At 71.7% G+C, this 17444-nt stretch carries 6 protein-coding genes; 5 read left to right on the forward strand and 1 reads right to left on the reverse strand.

Annotated features, from left to right (window positions below):
* Positions 1-34 precede the first annotated feature (34 nt).
* Positions 35-1600 (reverse strand): PucR family transcriptional regulator, encoded by a 1566-nt coding sequence (locus tag ACIRL2_RS31025; protein ID WP_402236413.1) that lies wholly within the window; start codon positions 1598-1600, stop codon positions 35-37.
* Between the two features lie 126 nt (positions 1601-1726).
* Here ACIRL2_RS31025 and ACIRL2_RS31030 point away from each other — a divergent pair, with 126 nt between their 5' ends.
* The 5 genes from ACIRL2_RS31030 (at position 1727) to ACIRL2_RS31050 (ending at position 17219) form a co-directional block, all read left to right on the forward strand.
* Positions 1727-3286, forward strand: coding sequence for a purine-cytosine permease family protein (locus ACIRL2_RS31030; protein ID WP_395861349.1), 1560 nt, complete (start codon positions 1727-1729; stop codon positions 3284-3286).
* 130 nt (positions 3287-3416) lie between these two features.
* Positions 3417-4793, forward strand: coding sequence for an amidase (locus ACIRL2_RS31035; RefSeq protein ID WP_402236416.1), 1377 nt, complete (start codon positions 3417-3419; stop codon positions 4791-4793).
* A 344-nt stretch (positions 4794-5137) separates the two neighbouring features.
* Positions 5138-5542 (forward strand): RidA family protein, encoded by a 405-nt coding sequence (locus ACIRL2_RS31040; RefSeq protein ID WP_395861353.1) that lies wholly within the window; start codon positions 5138-5140, stop codon positions 5540-5542.
* 1052 nt (positions 5543-6594) lie between these two features.
* On the forward strand, positions 6595-16998 hold the full coding sequence (locus tag ACIRL2_RS31045) for an amino acid adenylation domain-containing protein (RefSeq protein WP_402236419.1): 10404 nt from the start codon (positions 6595-6597) through the stop codon (positions 16996-16998).
* Complete coding sequence (locus ACIRL2_RS31050) at positions 16995-17219, forward strand: MbtH family protein (RefSeq protein WP_395861357.1); 225 nt, start codon at positions 16995-16997, stop codon at positions 17217-17219. The genes ACIRL2_RS31045 and ACIRL2_RS31050 overlap by 4 nt, the downstream gene beginning before the upstream one ends.
* Positions 17220-17444 lie beyond the last annotated feature (225 nt).

The following is a 17444-nucleotide window of genomic DNA, read 5'->3' on the forward strand; positions in this document are numbered from 1 at the left end:
ATCCCCCCTCTGGAGAGGACCCCTCCGAGGGTGCTCACGGCCCCGTCATCGCGTCCGCCTGCAGCGCGAGAAAGAGGTCCACCCGGCCGTCGATGAGGAGCGGGTCGCGACCGGTCAACTCACGGATTCGGGCCAGTCGTTTGCGCAGCGTGTTGACGTGGACGAACAGAGCCTCCGCGGTCGCGGAGAACTGCGCACCGCGATCCAGGAACGTGCGCAGCGTGATCTCCAACTGGGTATTGCGGGAGGCGTCCTGCTCGCGCAACGGGCCGAGTAGCGTGTCGGCCATGCGGCGCAGAACGGCGGGGTCGATCTGGCCCAACAACGCGGAGTACGAGGGCAGTTCGGCGAACGTCGCGACGCTCGGCCCGGAAGCCTGTCGGGCCAGGATGCGACAGGCCTCGCGTGCCTCCACCAGCGGGGTACGCAAGGGCGCGCCGGGCGTGGTGACGCCGCTGTAGCCGAGGACGACGCGGCGATCGGGGACGCGTCCGCCCAGTCGCGCGACGAGGCCGGCGAGCCAGGCGCCGAGATCCTCCTCGTCGTCCCGCCAGGTGAACAGGCAGATGATGTCGCGGCCCCCCGGCGCGATGACTGCCGGGAGGCCGGCGGCCGCGAATGCCACCTGTGCGGCCTCGGCGAGTTCGTCGAGGACGGCATGGTCGCCGTGCGCGGGGGCGATGGCACACATCGCGGTCGGCCCGCCCGTGTCGAGGCCGAACCCCTCGAGTCGGTGCGCGAGTTCCCGGGAGGCGCCGAGGCCCGACATGATCATGTCGACGAGTTCGGCGGCGAACCGCGACTCGATGGCCCGTTCGGCGCGCCGCCGGGCGGTCTCCAGGCTCAGGAAGTGCGCGCACTGCTGGAGGGCCGTCTGCTCGAACTCGCCGATCGCCGACGGCGGGCCCGGGCACACGAGTGCGGCGTCGGGTTCGCCGAAGGCGCCGACCAGGAACAGGGTCACGGTCCGGTCGTTCCCGATGTTCACCTCCAGCGGGGGCGGACGTCGGGTCAGAGCCGCGGCGACGGCGGTCGCCTCGTCGTCGCCCAAGTGCATGCTGGCCTCGGCGAGACGCCGTCCCGAGCGCTCGACCACCGCCAGCGGCAGATCCACCTCCCGGCGCAGGACGTGCAGCGCCCCCTCGGTGCCCGCTCCCCGGGAGATGGCCTCGGCCAGCGCGTCGCCTCTGCGTACGGACGCCTCCAGGCTGTCGTGCCGCCGGCGCGCGTAGGCGGCGGCCGCGGCGTGGGAGAGCGCGGTGAAAGGCACCTCGACCGCCAGTTCGAGCAGCGGCAGGTCTGCCTCGCGGCACGCGGCGACCAGGTCGGACGGTGTCCGGCGAACCGACCTGCGCAGTCCGAACACCACCCCGGCGGCGTGCGACCGACGCACGTTCGCGACGAAGTCCGCGGCCTCGGCGTGCTCGGCCCACAGGCCGTTGGTCATCACCAATTCGCTGCGGCCGACGTATGGCGAGGGGTCGGGCAGTTCGGTGTTGTGCACCCAGGCCACGTCCGCGTCCAGTGCCCCCGGCGCGCCGGTCACGAGGACCGTCAGCCGCAACTCTTCCGACTCGGCCAGCGAACGCAACGTGAACATGGTGTGGATTCAACCATCGATCGACCCCGAAAAGGCACTTTCTCTCCACTCTCCGGCAGTGGCGCTCCGGTGGTTCCGTGAAGTCACTCACAGCCGACGTATGTCGCCGACCCCCGGAGGAGTGTCATGTCGCCCAACGCACCACACGAGACAGGCGAGACCCCGACGAAGGCAGTCTTCGACCCGCACGGGATCGATCCGATTCCGGCGTCGGGTCGCGATTCGACCGCGTGGGAGCAGTTCTGGATCTGGGCCGGCGCCAACATCGCGCCGATCAACTGGGTGCTCGGGGCACTGGGAGTGACCCTGGGCCTGAGCCTGGTCGAGACGCTGCTCGTGGTCGTGGTGGCCAACATCGTCGGGTGCGCGGTCTTCGGCGTGTTCAACCTGATGGGACACCGCACCGGCGTCAACCAGATGGTGCTCGGCCGCTCCGCGTTCGGCCGTCGCGGCGCGATCCTGCCCGGCGTGATGCAGGGACTGCTCGCGATGGGCTGGGTGGGCGTGAACACCTGGGTGGTGCTGGACCTCGCCATCGCGATGCTGGACGAACTCGGCATCACCGGCGGGGCCGGTCTGCAATACCTGGTGGCTGCCGTCATCATGGCCGTGCAACTGGGGCTGGCCCTGTTCGGGTTCTACGCGATCCGCACCTTCGAGAAGTGGACCGTGCCCCTGACGGTGGTGGTCATGGCCGTCATGACGGTGGTCGCGCTGACCCAGGTCGACCTGGACTGGACCGGATCGACGGCCACGTCCCCTGGTGCCAAGTTCACCGCCGTGACCCAGTTGGTCACCGCGATCGGCGTCGGCTGGGCGGTCAGCTGGCTCCCGTACTCGGGCGACTACAGCCGCTTCGTCAGACCCGGTACGTCCGGTCGCAAGGTCGTGTGGGCCACGGCGCTGGGGATGTACGTGCCCACGGTGTGGCTGGCCGCGCTGGGCGCCTGTCTGGCGAGTTCCGGTGAAAGTGGTGACCCGTCGCAACTGGTGATCGGCGCCTTCGGAGGATTGGCGCTGCCGGTGCTGTTGCTCGTCATGCACGGCCCGATCGCCACCAACATCCTCAACCTGTACTCGTGTTCGCTGGCCGCACTGTCGGTGGGTCTGCGAGCGGCCCGATGGAAGATCACCCTGGCGTCCGGTGCCGTGGCCACGCTGGTGCTGCTGGTCTTCCTGCGCTCCGACAGTTTCGCGCACGCCTTCGACAACTGGATGACATCGATCCTGGTGTGGATCAGCCCCTGGGCAGGCGTGGTCGTCGTCGACTTCTTCGTGGTGCGCCGCGGCCGGCCGGACGTCGCCTCGCTGTACGAGACCGGGCCCGCCTCGCGTTACCCCGCGTTCAACCGGCCCGGTCTGATCAGCCTGGGACTCGGCGTCGTCGCGGCGTGGAGTTGCCAGTACGGTCTGGTTCCGGTCATGCGCGGGCCCGTCGCCCGGGCGCTCGGCGACATCGACCTGTCCTGGCTCGCCGGACTCGGCGTGGCCGGCGGGTTCTACTATCTGCTCTCGCGCGCGGCGGCGGGGCGAAAGGTCGAAGAGTCCACCGCTCCCGCTCGGATGGACCCGGCTCCGAGCGCGGGGGAACCCGTCGGGGACGGGGCGCCGGCCACGGGCTCGGCCGCGTCCGCCACGCCGGCGGATGGGAGCACGGACACGGCGAACGTGGCGACCGTCCGGTGATCGACCGTCCCGTCGGCCCGCCTCCGTGCCGGGGCGGGCCGACGGGACGGGACCGGCCCTGCGTCGAACCGCCCACGACCGCGCACGACCACCCACGACGACGCACGACGACGCGATACGAGGGACGCACATGACGACCGACCGCAGGGTCGAGCCGGCGATCTCCGGCTACTTCACGAACCACACGCTCGCGGACCTCGCCGACGCCCTGCGCGCACGACGCGTCTCGGCCGTGGAACTGGCCCACCACGCGCTCGACGCGATCACCAGAGCGAACGATCGGCTCAACGCCTTCGTCGCGGTCGATCCGGCCGGGGCTCTGGAGGCGGCGGAGCGGGCCGACCGCGAACTGGGCGCGGGCCGCTATCGTGGCGCCCTGCACGGTGTCCCGGTCGGCGTCAAAGACCTCATCGACGTCGCGGGCCTGCCGGCGACCTACGGGTCGGCACACTTTTGCGACCACGTTCCCGCCGTCGACGCGGCCTGTGTGACCCGGCTTCGCGAGGCAGGCGCGGTCATCGTGGGAAAGACCACCACACACGAGTTCGCCTACGGCCCGACCGGCGACCGTTCTCTCCAAGGGGCTTCGCGCAATCCGCACGACCCGAGCCGCATGACCGGTGGATCCAGTGGTGGCAGCGCGGCGGCGGTCGCGGCGGGAATGGTTCCGCTGGCTCTGGGCACCGACACCGGCGGTTCCGTACGCATCCCCTCGGCACTCTGCGGCGTCCACGGATTCAAGCCCGCCTTCGGAGCGTTGCCCACCGAGGGCGTCTTCCCGCTGGCGACGGCCTTCGACCACGTCGGCATCCACGCTCGCGGCGCACGGGACTGTCTCACCGCGCACCACGTGCTCACGGGCAGCGCGCCGGAGCTTGCCCGGACGACCGCTCCGCTCCGCATCGCGTGGCTGGACACCCGCGGGCTGGGACCCACGGACCCGAGGGTGGCGCGGGCCGCACGGGATGCACTCGAACAGCGTGTCGGCCCCGTTCCCGACGTCCCCTTCCCCGGAGCGGCGCGGTTGCGGCAGGCGTTCCTCGCCATTCAGGGCCGGCAGGCCCATGCGGTGCACGCCGACCGGATCGAGCGTGAGCCCGGTCTGTTCGATCCGGAGGTCCTGCAACGCCTGCGCGTGGCGGGGGCGGTCGGGGACGACGAGGTCGGCCACGCACACCGCGTCCGGAGCTTCGCGGCGCGGACGGTGGCCCGTCTCTTCGAGGAACACGACGTACTGGCAATGCCCACGGTGCCGGTGGTGGCGCCACCCCTGGGTTGCCGGGACCTCGACGTCGCCGGTACGCCCGTCGAGGTCCGCGCGATCCTGCTGTCTTTGACCTTCCCCTGGAACCTCGTCGGCGTTCCCGCGCTCACGCTGCCGGCGGCTCCCGTGGACGGCCTCCCCACCGGCCTGCAACTGGTCGCCCCGACAGGCCGCGAGCACACCCTCTTCCACATCGCGGAGCTCCCGACACGGGCCGAGGCAACGGTTGCTGTTTCGGGGTGACTTCCCGGGGCGGAATCCCGATTCCTTGCTACAGGGCACGAATTCGGGCGGAGCCGCGGTCGTCCGCCTCCTCGGGGCGAAGCCCGAAACCCGGGCCGCTCACGGCGGTTCGCAGAGGCCGTGCAGTCCTTGCGGGGCAACGGAGCGCCCGAAACGGTTTTGGATCGATCGGTTCAAAATGTGCTACGGTCCTGCGCGGAGACGGCGGATCGCCGCTGCCTCCGTGCGACGCGATTACCGCGACTGCACTCCTCGCGGACCACCGCGCTCGGCCCCGGCCACCGTGGAGATCCATCCTCAGCCCCCGGTCCTCCCGGGCCGTCGACCACTCTCAGGGACCCACCATGACCAAGCCGGCCGCCTCCGTTCCCGTTCGTGTCACCGTCGACGCCGACTGGTACGCCCCGACCCGCATTTCCCTCGGCATCCGCGTCGGCGACCTGATCTTCACTTCGGGGCAGGCACCGGTCGACGACAACGGGAAAACCGTCGCGCCCGGCGACTTCGCGGCCCAGGCCCGCCAGGCCATGGCCCATGTCGGCAGCGTCCTCGAAGCTGCCGGATCCGGCCTCGACCATCTGGTCAAGGTCACCGTCTTCGTCACGGACATCGCGCACCAGCACCTTTACGAGGCGATACGCGAAGCGTCGTACGCCGACCCCTTCCCGGCCGAGTCCTTCGTGCAGGTCGCCGCGCCGGCGGATCCCGAGTGGCTGATCGAGATCGAGGCCATCGGCGCGGTGCGCTGAGGCGACGCGTTCGGCGGGTCGCGGGGGTGCGCGACTACGACAACAACTGGCAATGCGGCAACGCCGTCAAGATGATCCGTGACTGGGTGAACGCACACAGCGGCACCCACCGCATGGCCAACAGCAGCGACCGCCTGTTCAGATAGCACCACGCGGCCCCGGGGCCGGACGAATACCGTTTAGCGGCCCATACGTTGCTCGGGCCGTCGGCTGCCGTCCCGGCCGACGGCCCCAGGCGCACCGAGGCAAGGTGATCGACGCACCAGTCGTTGGCGACGGAAACCCGGCCGACAGGTCCGTCTCGTCGCTCCGGACGGAAGCTTACGGTCCGGCGTGTCGTCGAGCCGGTGTCGTTGTCCGTCGCGCGGATCATCCCTGTGGGCAAGCGCCCTGCGGCCGTCGAGTGCCGGGCAGGTTGATGAAGTAGCCGTTGGCGGAGTCCCCGCGCATGGAGCGTGCGAGTTCGGAGACCTGTCGTGCTTGGGCGGCACCCTATTGGGTTCGTCGTCCCCGTGTCCGCGACCACTGAATCCGAGGACGGCCCGGGCAATGTCGTGGAGTTCACCGGCATCGGTGACCAGGCCGGTTTCGGCGTAGCGGTACGCCTGCGGGGTTCGTCGGCGAGTACGGCGGTGGCCTCGACCCAGCCGCGCCGGGGACGTGCCCGTTCGGGCGAAAGTCCCGCTCGGCGACCTCGGCCTCGACGTGTGTCGAGGCGACGTCGGCCACGTGTCGTCCCGGCCCGCCAAGCGGCCCAGGGTTGTTCACCCGTTCGTAGTGCGTCGCGCCTGTTTCGTTGCCCACTCGACTAACCCCCTGGTTGGATTTTCGTATGTTCGGAGAAATGCCGCGCGGAAGACAAGGCGCGGTCGGCGATCGGTGCACAGGCACGCTCGGACGGCCCGGGCCGGGAGTCGCCACGCACACCGCGGATGTGGCGGCCGCCGCTCCCGTGGCTTTCATTCCTCGGCAGTGTTCGCCCGGGTGGCGCCCCCGACCGACCCCGCAGCTGCGGTCCCCGTCTGTTGTCCGAGCCTCCCGGAGGTCCTCCGTTGTCCAGCCCTGGCACCACGATCGTGTCCGATCCCGACCCGGAACCCGGTTCGAACCCCGTGGAGGGGCGCGAGGGAGTCGCCTCCCGTGCGCTGCCGCTGACCTCCGCACAGCGGGAGTTCTGGCTCGCCGAGCAACATTCCCCCGGTGGGGGAGCGGCGTACCGGGTCGCGGAGTGCGTGGAGATCCACGGCCCGGTCGACGCCGCGCTGTTCCAGGCCGCGCTGCGGCAGACCGTGTCGGAGACCGAGGCGGTGGGGGCGCGCGTCATCGAGGGCGAGGACGGCCCGGTGCAGGTCGTGGACGCGGACCCGGACCTGTCGTTCCCGCTTGTCGACGTCAGCGGTGAGCCCTGCCCGGAGGCGGCGGCGCGGGCGTGGATGGCAGCGGACATGGACACCCCCATGGATGTGTCGCGCGGTCCGTTGTTCCGGTTCGTGTTGTTGCGACTGGGGACGGACCGCTGGTGGTGGTACGGCAGCAGTCACCACCTGGTGATGGATGGCTTCGGGTTCGCCCTCGTCGCGCGCCGGGTCGCACGGGTGTACACGGCCATGGTCGCCGGAAAGGCGACGGGAGCCTCCCCGTTCGGGTCGCCGGCGTATCTGGTGCGGGCCGACCTGGACTACCGGACCTCAGGGCAGTACGACGCCGACCGCGCGCACTGGACGAAAGTGCTTGCCGACCTGCCCGACCCGGCCCCGCTGCCCGCCCGGCCGGACCTCGCGCACACGGAAGTCGGCGCAGGCGACGGCCTGTGGTTTCCCGGTGCCGCCCGGAGGACCCAAGCGCGCCCGATGGCATCGTCGGAGGCGCTGCGGAAGGCGACCGAGCAGACCGGGACACAGCGGTCGCGCTACGTCGTCGCCGCCGCGGCGGCGTACGCGCACCGGCTGACCGGCGCGCGGGACGTGCTGCTCGGCCTGGTCGTCTCCGGCCGCTCGCGGCGTGACCTGCTCAACATCCCGGGAGTACTGGCCAACGTCGTGCCGCTGCGCCTGAAGGTGCATCCGGCCATGCCGCTGGCCGAGTTGCTCGCCCGAGTCGACCATGCGGTGGAGCAGGCCGTGGCGCACGAGCGCTATCGCGGCGAGGACATGACCCGCGACCTCGGCCTGCCCGACCGGATCGGCTCCCGGTTCTTCATGATCGTCAACGTCATGACGTTCGGCGCCTCCCTCACGTTCGCCGGCCACCGCTCCACGATGCACAACCTCTCCCGAGGAGCCGTCGCCGCCCCGACGCTGGTGGCCCTGGAGCAGCGGGACGGAGCCGGGATGCGGCTGGAGCTGCACGCCGCCGCGGACCGGTACGGCGACGCGGATCTGGTCGACCATCAAACGCGGTTGCTGCGCCTTCTGGACGCCATGGCCACGGCCGACCCCGATCGACGCATCGGCGCGTTCGACCTGCTTTCCGACGGTGAGCGCCGCGAGCTGGTGGGCCGCCGCGACGAGGTGCCGGCCGAAGTCGCGGACACCAGCGTGCCCGGGCTGTTCGAGGTTCGCGCTCACACCGCCCCGGAGGCCGTCGCCGTCGTGTGTGGGGACGACGCCGTGACCTACGGGGAGTTGAACGCTCGTGCGAACCGGCTCGCGCACGCCCTGATCTCCCGCGGTGTCGGTTCCGAGGACATCGTCGCCCTCGTGCTGCCCCGCGGCGTCGAGATGGTGACCGCGATCCTGGGAGTGCTCAAGGCCGGTGCCGCGTACCTGCCCATCGAACCCGGTTGCCCCGCCGCGCGGATCGTGGCCACGCTCGCCGACACCGGCGCGGTTCTGCTGCTCACCCATACCGCGATCCGGGCCGCGATCGATCCCGCCCCGGGCACGGATTCGCTGCTGCTGGACGCCCCTTCGACGGCGGCGCTGCTGGAGAACCACCCCGATTCCGATCCCGTCGTCGCCATCGATCCCCGGCATCCGGCCTACGTCATCCACACCTCGGGTTCGACCGGCCGACCCAAAGGTGTGCTGATCCCGCACCGCAACGTGGTGCGGCTGCTCTCCACGACCCGACACCTCTTCGCGTGCGGTCCGGACGACGTGTGGGCGCTGTTCCACTCCTATACCTTCGACGCCTCGGTCTGGGAGATCTTCGGCTCGCTGCTGCACGGCGGGCGCCTGGTCGTCGTTCCCCACGACACCACCCGCTCCCCGGGGAAGTTCCTGCGCCTGCTGGCCGACGAGCGCGTGACGGTGCTCTGTCAGACCCCGTCCGCGTTCCATCCCCTGATGCACGCCGACCGCGAAGCCCCGCAGGTCGGGCAGGCGCTGTCGCTGCGCACGGTGCTGCTCGGCGGCGAGGCCCTGGACCCCGCCCGCCTGGACGACTGGTACAGCCGCCACGGCGACGACGCGCCCGTGCTGGTCAACATGTACGGCCCCACCGAGACCACGGTGTACGCCACCCACGCCGCGTTCGACCGGGAGACCGCCGCCGCGGCGGGCGCCAGCGTGATCGGCACCGCCCTGCCCGACCTGCGCGCCCACGTTCTCGACGCCGCCCTGCAGCCGGTACCGCCCGGCGTGCCCGGCGAGTTGTACCTCACCGGCGAAGGTCTCGCCCGCGGCTACCTCAACCGCCCCGGCCTCACCGCCGAACGCTTCGTCGCCTGCCCGTACGCGACACCGGGCGAGAGGATGTATCGCACCGGGGACATGGTGCGCCGGCGCGCGGACGGCGCCCTGGTCTACCTCGGCCGCGCGGACCGGCAGGTCAAGATCCGCGGTTTCCGGATCGAACCCGGCGAGGTGGAAACCGTCCTCGCGGCGCATCCGGACGTGGTTCACGCCGCCGTCGTCGCCCGCGAGGACCGGCCCGGCGACAAGCGCCTGGTCGCCTACATCGTTCCGGCCCCCAGCGGTGCGCGGGCCCCGGAGCTGCGCGAGCACGCGCGGGGGCACCTGCCCGACTACATGGTTCCGGCGGAGTTCGTGACCCTGGACGCGCTTCCCCTGACGGTGAACGGCAAGCTGGACACGGCCGCGCTACCGGCTCCCGAGCATCACCCCGGTGCGGGCGGCCGGGCCGTGCGCACCCCACACGAACAGGTGTTGGGCGAGTTGTTCGCCGAGGTCCTGGGCGTGCCCCGGGTCGGCGCCGACGATTCCTTCTTCGACCTCGGCGGCCACTCCCTGCTGGCCACCCGCCTCATTTCCCGCCTCCGTGCGGTGCTGGGCGTCGAGGTGGGGATCCGTACCCTGTTCGAGGCACCCACGCCGGCCGGCCTGGCCGCCCGGCTCGACGAGGCGGGGCAGGCTCGGCCCGGGCTGCGCCCGCAGCAGCGTCCGGAGCCGCTGCCGTTGTCGTTCGCCCAGCGCCGCCTGTGGTTCCTGCACCGCATGCACGGCCCCACGCCCACCTACAACATCGCCCTCGCGCTGCGCCTGTCCGGGGAACTCGACCCGGCGGCGCTGGAACAGGCCCTGGGGGACGTCGCCGTGCGACAGGAGAGCCTGCGCACCGTCTTCCCGCTGTCCGAGGACGGGCTGCCCTGTCAGCAGGTCCTGGACGAGAGGCGAATCCGTCGGCACCTGTCCCTGGCGGTGACGTCCGTCGGCGAGGCGGAGCTGGAGGACCGACTCGCGACGGCGGCGCGCCGCGGCATCGACCTGGTGACCGAACCGCCGCTTCGCGCCGAACTGTTCGCCCTGGCCCCGGACGAGCACGTGCTGTCCTTGGTGGTGCACCACATCGCCGGGGACGGCTGGTCGATGGGCCCACTGGCACGGGACCTGACGGCGGCGTACACCGCGCGGCGCGGCGGCGAGGCACCCGCATGGAAGCCGCTGCCGGTGCAGTACGCGGACTACACCCTGTGGCAGCGGGACCTCCTGGGGGATCCGGCGGATCCCGAAAGCCTGGCTGCCCGCCAACTGACCTACTGGCGAGAGGCGTTGGCCGGCCTGCCCGAGCAACTCGCGCTGCCCACCGACCGGCCACGCCCCGCGGAGGCCACCCACCGCGGCGCCACCACCGAGATCACGCTGGGCGCCGACCTCCATGCCGCGCTGCTCGATCTCGCCCGCGAACGCGGGGTGAGTCTGCACATGGTCCTCCAAGCGGGTCTCGCCGCCCTCCTCAGCCGCCTCGGTGCCGGGCACGACATCCCCATCGGCACCCCGATCGCCGGGCGCACCGACGAGGCCCTCGACGACCTGGTGGGGTTCTTCGTCAACACCCTGGTCCTGCGCACGGACACCAGCGGCGACCCCTCGTTCACCGAAGTCCTCACCCGTGTTCGCGACACCAACCTGGCCGCCTACGCACACCAGGACCTGCCCTTCGAACGCCTGGTGGAAGAGCTGAGTCCGGCGCGTTCACTCGCGCACCACCCCCTGTTCCAGGTGATGCTCGTCCTCCAGAACACCCCCGCCGGGACGTTCGAGCTCCCCGGCCTGCGCGTGAGCGGCCGGCCGACACCCACCGGCACGGCGCGCATGGACCTGACGCTCAGCCTCGCCGAACAGCACACCCCCGACGGCGCCCCGAACGGGATCGTCGGCACCGTCGAATACGCCACCGACTGTTTCGACCGCGCCGCCGTCGAGGCGCTGACGGACCGGTGGACGCGCCTGCTGGCGTCGGTGGCGGACGACCCCGACCGGCCGATCGGCCACGTGGAGATCATGTCGGCACAAGAACGCCGACGAGTGCTCCAAGAGTTCGACCGGACCGCTCCCGCGACGCCGGGACGATCGATGCCGGCACTGTTCGCCGCACAAGTGGAGCAAACACCGGACGCTCTCGCGCTGATCGCCGGCGACGGCGAACCGACCTATCGGGAACTGAACGCCCGCGCCAACCGGCTCGCCCACGCCCTGATCGCCCGCGGCATCGGCCCCGAGGACATCGTCGCCCTCGTGCTGCCCCCCTCGGTCGACCTCGTCGTCGCGATCCTGGGCACGCTCAAGGCCGGGGCCGCCTACCTGCCCGTCGACCCCGCCTCCCCGGCCGCCCGCATCCGGTCGATGCTCGACGACGCCCGCCCCGCGCTCGTCCTCGACCACCCGGACACGGTCACCGTCCTGGGGGAGGAACGACCGGCCACGGACCCGGGCATCGCCGTCGACCCCCGGCACAGTGCCTGTGTCGTCTACGATTCCGACGCCACCGGCCGGCCCGAAGGCGTCACCGTCACCCACGGCGGCATCCCCCACATGGCCGCCGCCCGGGCCGAGCAGCTCGGACTCGGCACCGGCAGCCGCGTGTTGGCCTCTCCCACCTTCGACCTCTTCGTCCGGGACCTGTGCGCCGCCCTGCTGTCCGGCGCCACGCTGGTGCTCACCCCGGTGGCCGACCCGTTGTCCGCGCTCACCGACCCGCCGTCGGGGCCGGCGCACGCCACCGTGCCGGCGTCGGCGCCGGTCGGTGCGATCGCGAACGACGGCCCGGCGACCGCGCCGGCCGTCGCCGGCCAGGCGTGCCCGGTGGACCCGCTGGACCGGTGGGCGTCCGGGCGACGCACCATCAACGCCCACGGCTCGACCGAGACCACCGTATCGGCGACGACGAGTGCCCCGTTCGCCCCCACCGGCTCCGCCCCGCCGATCGGCGGGCCCGTCGCAGGCATGCGCGCCTACGTGCTGGACGCCGCCCTGCGGCCGGTGCCGCCGGGAGTGATCGGGGAGCTGTACCTCGCCGGGGCGAGCATGGCCCGCGGCTACCTGGGCCGGCCCGACCGGACCGCCGAACGGTTCGTCGCCTGCCCATGGGGCCGGCCCGGCGAACGCATGTACCGCACCGGCGACCTCGCGAAATGGCGCTCGGACGAGAACGGACTCGATCTCTGCGGCCGCGCCGACGACCGAGTCGAGATCCGCGGTGTCCGCATCCGACCCGGCGAGATCGAAACCGTCCTGGCGAACCACCCGGACGTGGACCGGGCCGCCGTCGTCGTCCGTGCGGACCGGAACGGCGACAAACGCCTGGTCGCCTACCTGGTCCCCACCGCCGGCCGCGTCGCGCGCCCCTCGGACCTGAGAGCGCACGCACGCGAGCATCTGGCCGAATCCATGATCCCCTCGACGTTCACGACCCTGGACGCGCTGCCGCTGACCACCGACGGCAAACTCGACCGCTCCGCGCTCCCCGCACCCGAACACCGCCCGGCCGAACACCGAGCCCCACGCACCCCGCAAGAACGTCTGCTGTGCGAACTGTTCGCCGAAACCCTCGACCTCCCGCACGTGTCCGCCGACGACAACTTCTTCGACCTCGGCGGACACTCCCTCCTCGCCACCCGCCTCACCTCCCGCATCCGCGCCGTCCTCGACACCGACGTGGAACTGCGCACCCTCTTCGAAGCCCCCACCCCAGCCGACCTGGCCGGACGACTCGACCAGGGGAGCCCGGTCAGGCGGCCCGCCCTGGGCCGCGGGCAACGCCCCCGGCACGTGCCGCTGTCCTTCGCCCAGCGCCGCCTGTGGTTCCTGCACCGCCTCGAGGGTCCCAGCCCCACCTACAACATTCCCCTCGCGTTGCGCCTGACCGGCCACCTGAACCGACAAGCCCTGCACGCCGCCCTCGCCGACGTGGCAGCCCGACACGAGAGCCTGCGCACGGTATTTCCCCAGTCGGAGGACGGCGTGCCGCACCAGCGGGTGCTGGACGCGACGCAGACCCGTGGGCACCTGTGCCTGCCGGTCACCCGGCTCGACGAGAGCGATCTCGGGGAGCGGCTCGCCGCCGCCGCCCGGTACTCCTTCGATCTCGCCGTCGAACCGCCACTGCGCGCGGAGCTCTTCATCACCGGACCGGACGAGCACGTGCTGCTGCTCCTGGTGCACCACATCGCCGGGGACGGCTGGTCGACGGGCCCGCTCTCGCGCGACCTGACCCGCGCCTACGCCGCCCGGGCCCGCGGCGAGGAACCCGCATGGGAACCGCTGCCGGTCCAATACGCCGACTACACCCTGTGGCAGCACGATCTGCTCGGCGACCCGGCCCACCCCGACAGTCTCGCGGCCCGCCAACTCGCCTACTGGAAGGGCGCCCTGAAGGGTCTGCCCGACCAGCTCCCACTACCCTTCGACCGGCCCCGCCCCGCGGCCGCCACCCACCGCGGCGAGCGCCTCGCCTTCGAACTCGACGCCGGAGTGCACGCCGCCCTGACCGATCTGGGCAGATGCCACGGTGCGAGCCTGTTCATGGTCCTGCAGGCCGGGCTCGCCGCCCTGTTCACCCGCCTGGGCGCGGGCACCGACATCCCGATCGGCAGCCCCATCGCCGGACGTACCGACCAAGCCCTCGACGACCTCGTCGGATTCTTCGTCAACACGCTCGTCCTGCGCGCCGACACCTCCGGCGACCCCACGTTCGCCGAACTCCTCGCCCGCGTCCGCGACAACGCCCTGACCGCGTACGCCCACCAAGACCTGCCGTTCGAGCAACTGGTGGAAGAACTCAACCCCACCCGGTCGTTGTCCCGACACCCACTCTTCCAGGTGATGCTCGGCCTCCATCCCGCACCGGCACAAGACCTCGCCCTGCCGGGACTGCGCGCCGACGCGGTGCCCCTGGACACCGGAACCGCCCGGGTCGACCTCGCGTTCGCCTTGGAGGAACGGTACGGTCCGCACGGCGATCCCGCCGGTGTGGACGGCACGCTCGAGTACGCCACCGACCTGTTCGACCGGTCCACGATCGAGACGCTGACCGCACGATGGACCCGCCTGCTGCGGGCAGCCGCAGCCGATCCCGACACACCCATCGGCCGCATCGACCTGCTCTCCCAGGACGAGCGACACACGCTGCGGTCCGGCACCGGGCGGCCCGAGGCACAGGACGAGGGCGTGCCGTGGGCCGCACTGCCCGAACTGTTCACCCGGCAGGCGCGGGCCACGCCGGACGCGCCGGCCGTGATCGCCGGCGACACGACCGTGACCTACCGGGAACTGGACGAGCGCGCGAACCGCCTTGCCCACGCCCTGATCGACCGTGGGGTGAGACCCGAGAACACGGTGGCGGTCCTGCTGGAACGCTCCCTCGACCTGGTCGCGGTCCTGTTGGCAATCGTCAAGGCCGGAGCGGTGTACGTGCCGCTGGACCCGCGGTTCCCGCCCTCGCGCATCGACCTGATCATGCGCCGGACGGACGCGGTGCTGCTGCTGACACCCGACACGCTGACCACGCTCGAACGGGGCGACCACAGCGACGCCGACCCGGACATCGCCTGCCACCCGCGCCGGCTCGCGTACGTGATGTTCACCTCCGGGTCGACCGGCGAACCCAAGGGCATCGCCGTCACCCACCACGACGTGGCCGCGCTGGCACTGATCCCCACCTGGCGCGGCGGCGCCCACGAGCGGGTCCTGGCGCACTCGCCCACCGCGTTCGACGCCTCCACCTACGAACTGTGGACACCCCTGCTCAACGGCGGCACCGTCGTCCTCGCCCCACCCGACCCCCTCGACATCGACACCCTCCACCGCGTCCTCACCCGCCACGCGGTGACCGCCGTGTTCCTCACCTGCGGACTGTTCCACCTGATCGCCGAACAGCAACCGCACTGCCTCGCCGGCGTGCGCGAGGTATGGACCGGCGGCGACGTGGTCTCCCCTGCCGCCGCCGCCCGGATCCGGCAAGCCTGTCCCGGCACGCTGGTGGTACACGTCTACGGCCCCACCGAGACGACGACGTTCGCCACCCACCACCGGCTCGGACCCGTGGTCGCCACCGATCGGCCGCTGCCGCTGGGCCGGCCCATGCCCGGCATGCACGCCTGGGTCCTCGGCGCCGCCCTCGACCCGCTGCCGCCGGGAGTGACCGGCGAGCTCTACCTCGCCGGCTCGGGCGTCGCCCGCGGCTACCTGAACCGTCCGGCCCTGACCGCCGAGCGGTTCGTGGCGTGCCCGTTCGGTGCGCCCGGGGAACGGATGTACCGCACGGGCGACCTCGCCCGGTGGCGTGCCGACGGCACGGGCCTGGAATTTTGCGGACGAGGCGACCAGCAGATCAAGATCCGCGGGTTCCGCATCGAACTCGGCGAGATCGAAGCAGTTCTCACCACGCACCCCGGCGTGGCCCAGGCCGTCGTGACCGCCCCCGAGGACCGACACGGCGACAAACGCCTCACCGCCCACCTCGTGCCCACGCGGGGCGAGAGCCCGACGGTCCCCCAACTGCGCGCGTACATGGGAGGGCACCTGCCCGAGTACATGGTCCCCTCGGCGTTCGTCTTCCTCGACGCCATGCCGCTGACCCCCAACGGCAAACCGGACCGCACGGCGCTGTCCGCCCCGGAACACCGGCCGAACGCCAAGGACGACACCCGCACAGCTCCACGAACCCCCCACGAACAGGTCATCGCCGAACTGTTCGCCGAGATTCTGGATCTGCCGGCCGTCGGGACCGACGACTCCTTCTTCGACCTCGGTGGCCACTCCCTTCTCGCCACCCGTCTCATCTCCCGAATCCGCGCCGTCCTCGGCGTCGACATCGCACTCGGCACCCTCTTCGAGACACCCACCCCGGCCGGCCTGGCCGAGCGAGCGGGAGCGGGTCGCCCCGGTGACGTCATGGAGGTGGTACTGCCGCTGCGTCCGCACGGGAGTCGGCTGCCGCTGTGGTGCGTTCATCCCGCCGGCGGCATCGGCTGGGCGTACGGCGGGCTGTTGCGCCACCTGCACCCGCACCAGCCCGTGTACGCGCTTCAGGCTCGTGGCCTGACCCACCCGGAATCCGCGCCCGCCTCGGTCGAGGAGATGGCGGCCGACTACCTGGAACAGATCCGCGAGGTGCAGCCGGAGGGGCCGTACCAGTTGCTCGGCTGGTCCGCCGGCGGACTGATCGCGCACGCCATCGCCACCGAACTGGCCACGCGCGGCGAGCACACGGCACTGCTGGCCGTTCTCGACGCCTACCCCCTGTACGCGATCTCTCCCGACGAATCCGCGCTTCACCGCGGAGCGGAACACCTGGCTCTCGTTCTCGACTGTGACCCGGGCGCCTTCGCCACCCTTCCGGCGACCTACGACGGACTCGCCCGGGTGCTGCGCGAACGAGAGCACGTCCTGGCCGGTCTGCAGCCGGATCAACTCGCGGCCGTCGCGGCCGTGTTGGACCACAACGCGGTGGCAGCGCAGGCGTTCACCCCCGGCGTGTTCGACGGGGACATGTTGCTGTTCAAGGCCACCACGGACCGTGATCCGCGCATTCCCGAGCCCACGGCGTGGCGCCCGCACGTGCGCGGGCGGATCGAGGTCCTCGAGATCGCCGCCCGTCACAACGGGCTGATGCAACCGGACGCGCTCGCCCGGATCGGCCCCGCCCTCGCGGCTCGCCTCGACGGGATCGCCGCGACCATCCCGGCCGGTACATCCGACCCCGACCACGACCCCGAACCCGTTCCCGCCGGTGCACCGGCACCGGCAGCGCACGACCGGAAAGAGCCGACATGACCCACACGACCAACCCCTTCGAGGACAACGACGCCACCTACCTCGTCCTCGTCAACGACGAGAACCAGCACTCACTGTGGCCCGCAACCCTCGACGTACCCGCCGGATGGACCGTGGCGCATCCCGAGGACAGCCGCCAGACCTGCCTCGACCACATCGAACGCACCTGGACCGACATGCGCCCGCAAAGCCTGATCGACGCCATGAACGCCCAGGGGTAAGAGAACGGCAGGAGCCGGGGACGACCCGGCGCGGGCGGACGGCCCGGCATGGGTCGACGACGGGGCGCCCTCGATCGGCTTCGGGAGCGATCGAGGGCGCGTGTCGGGGCGGGCTGGGGGAGTGGGGGTCGAACGGGGCTGCTCGGTGGACGGCGCGCGTGGAGGGTTGCGCCGGGAAGCCGGGTTCCGTCGCGAAGCGGAGCCGAGCTGTACCGGTAGCGCCCA

This window comes from Embleya sp. NPDC127516, from assembly GCF_044765325.1.
Classification (GTDB): domain Bacteria; phylum Actinomycetota; class Actinomycetes; order Streptomycetales; family Streptomycetaceae; genus Embleya.

Excerpts from the sequence above, each read along its gene's own strand:
- ACIRL2_RS31025 (WP_402236413.1), bottom strand. The coding sequence starts at position 1,600 with ATGTTCACGTTGCGTTCGCTGGCCGAGTCGGAAGAGTTGCGGCTGACG.
- ACIRL2_RS31030 (WP_395861349.1), top strand. The coding sequence starts at position 1,727 with ATGTCGCCCAACGCACCACACGAGACAGGCGAGACCCCGACGAAGGCA.
- ACIRL2_RS31035 (WP_402236416.1), top strand. The coding sequence starts at position 3,417 with ATGACGACCGACCGCAGGGTCGAGCCGGCGATCTCCGGCTACTTCACG.
- ACIRL2_RS31040 (WP_395861353.1), top strand. The coding sequence starts at position 5,138 with ATGACCAAGCCGGCCGCCTCCGTTCCCGTTCGTGTCACCGTCGACGCC.
- ACIRL2_RS31050 (WP_395861357.1), top strand. The coding sequence starts at position 16,995 with ATGACCCACACGACCAACCCCTTCGAGGACAACGACGCCACCTACCTC.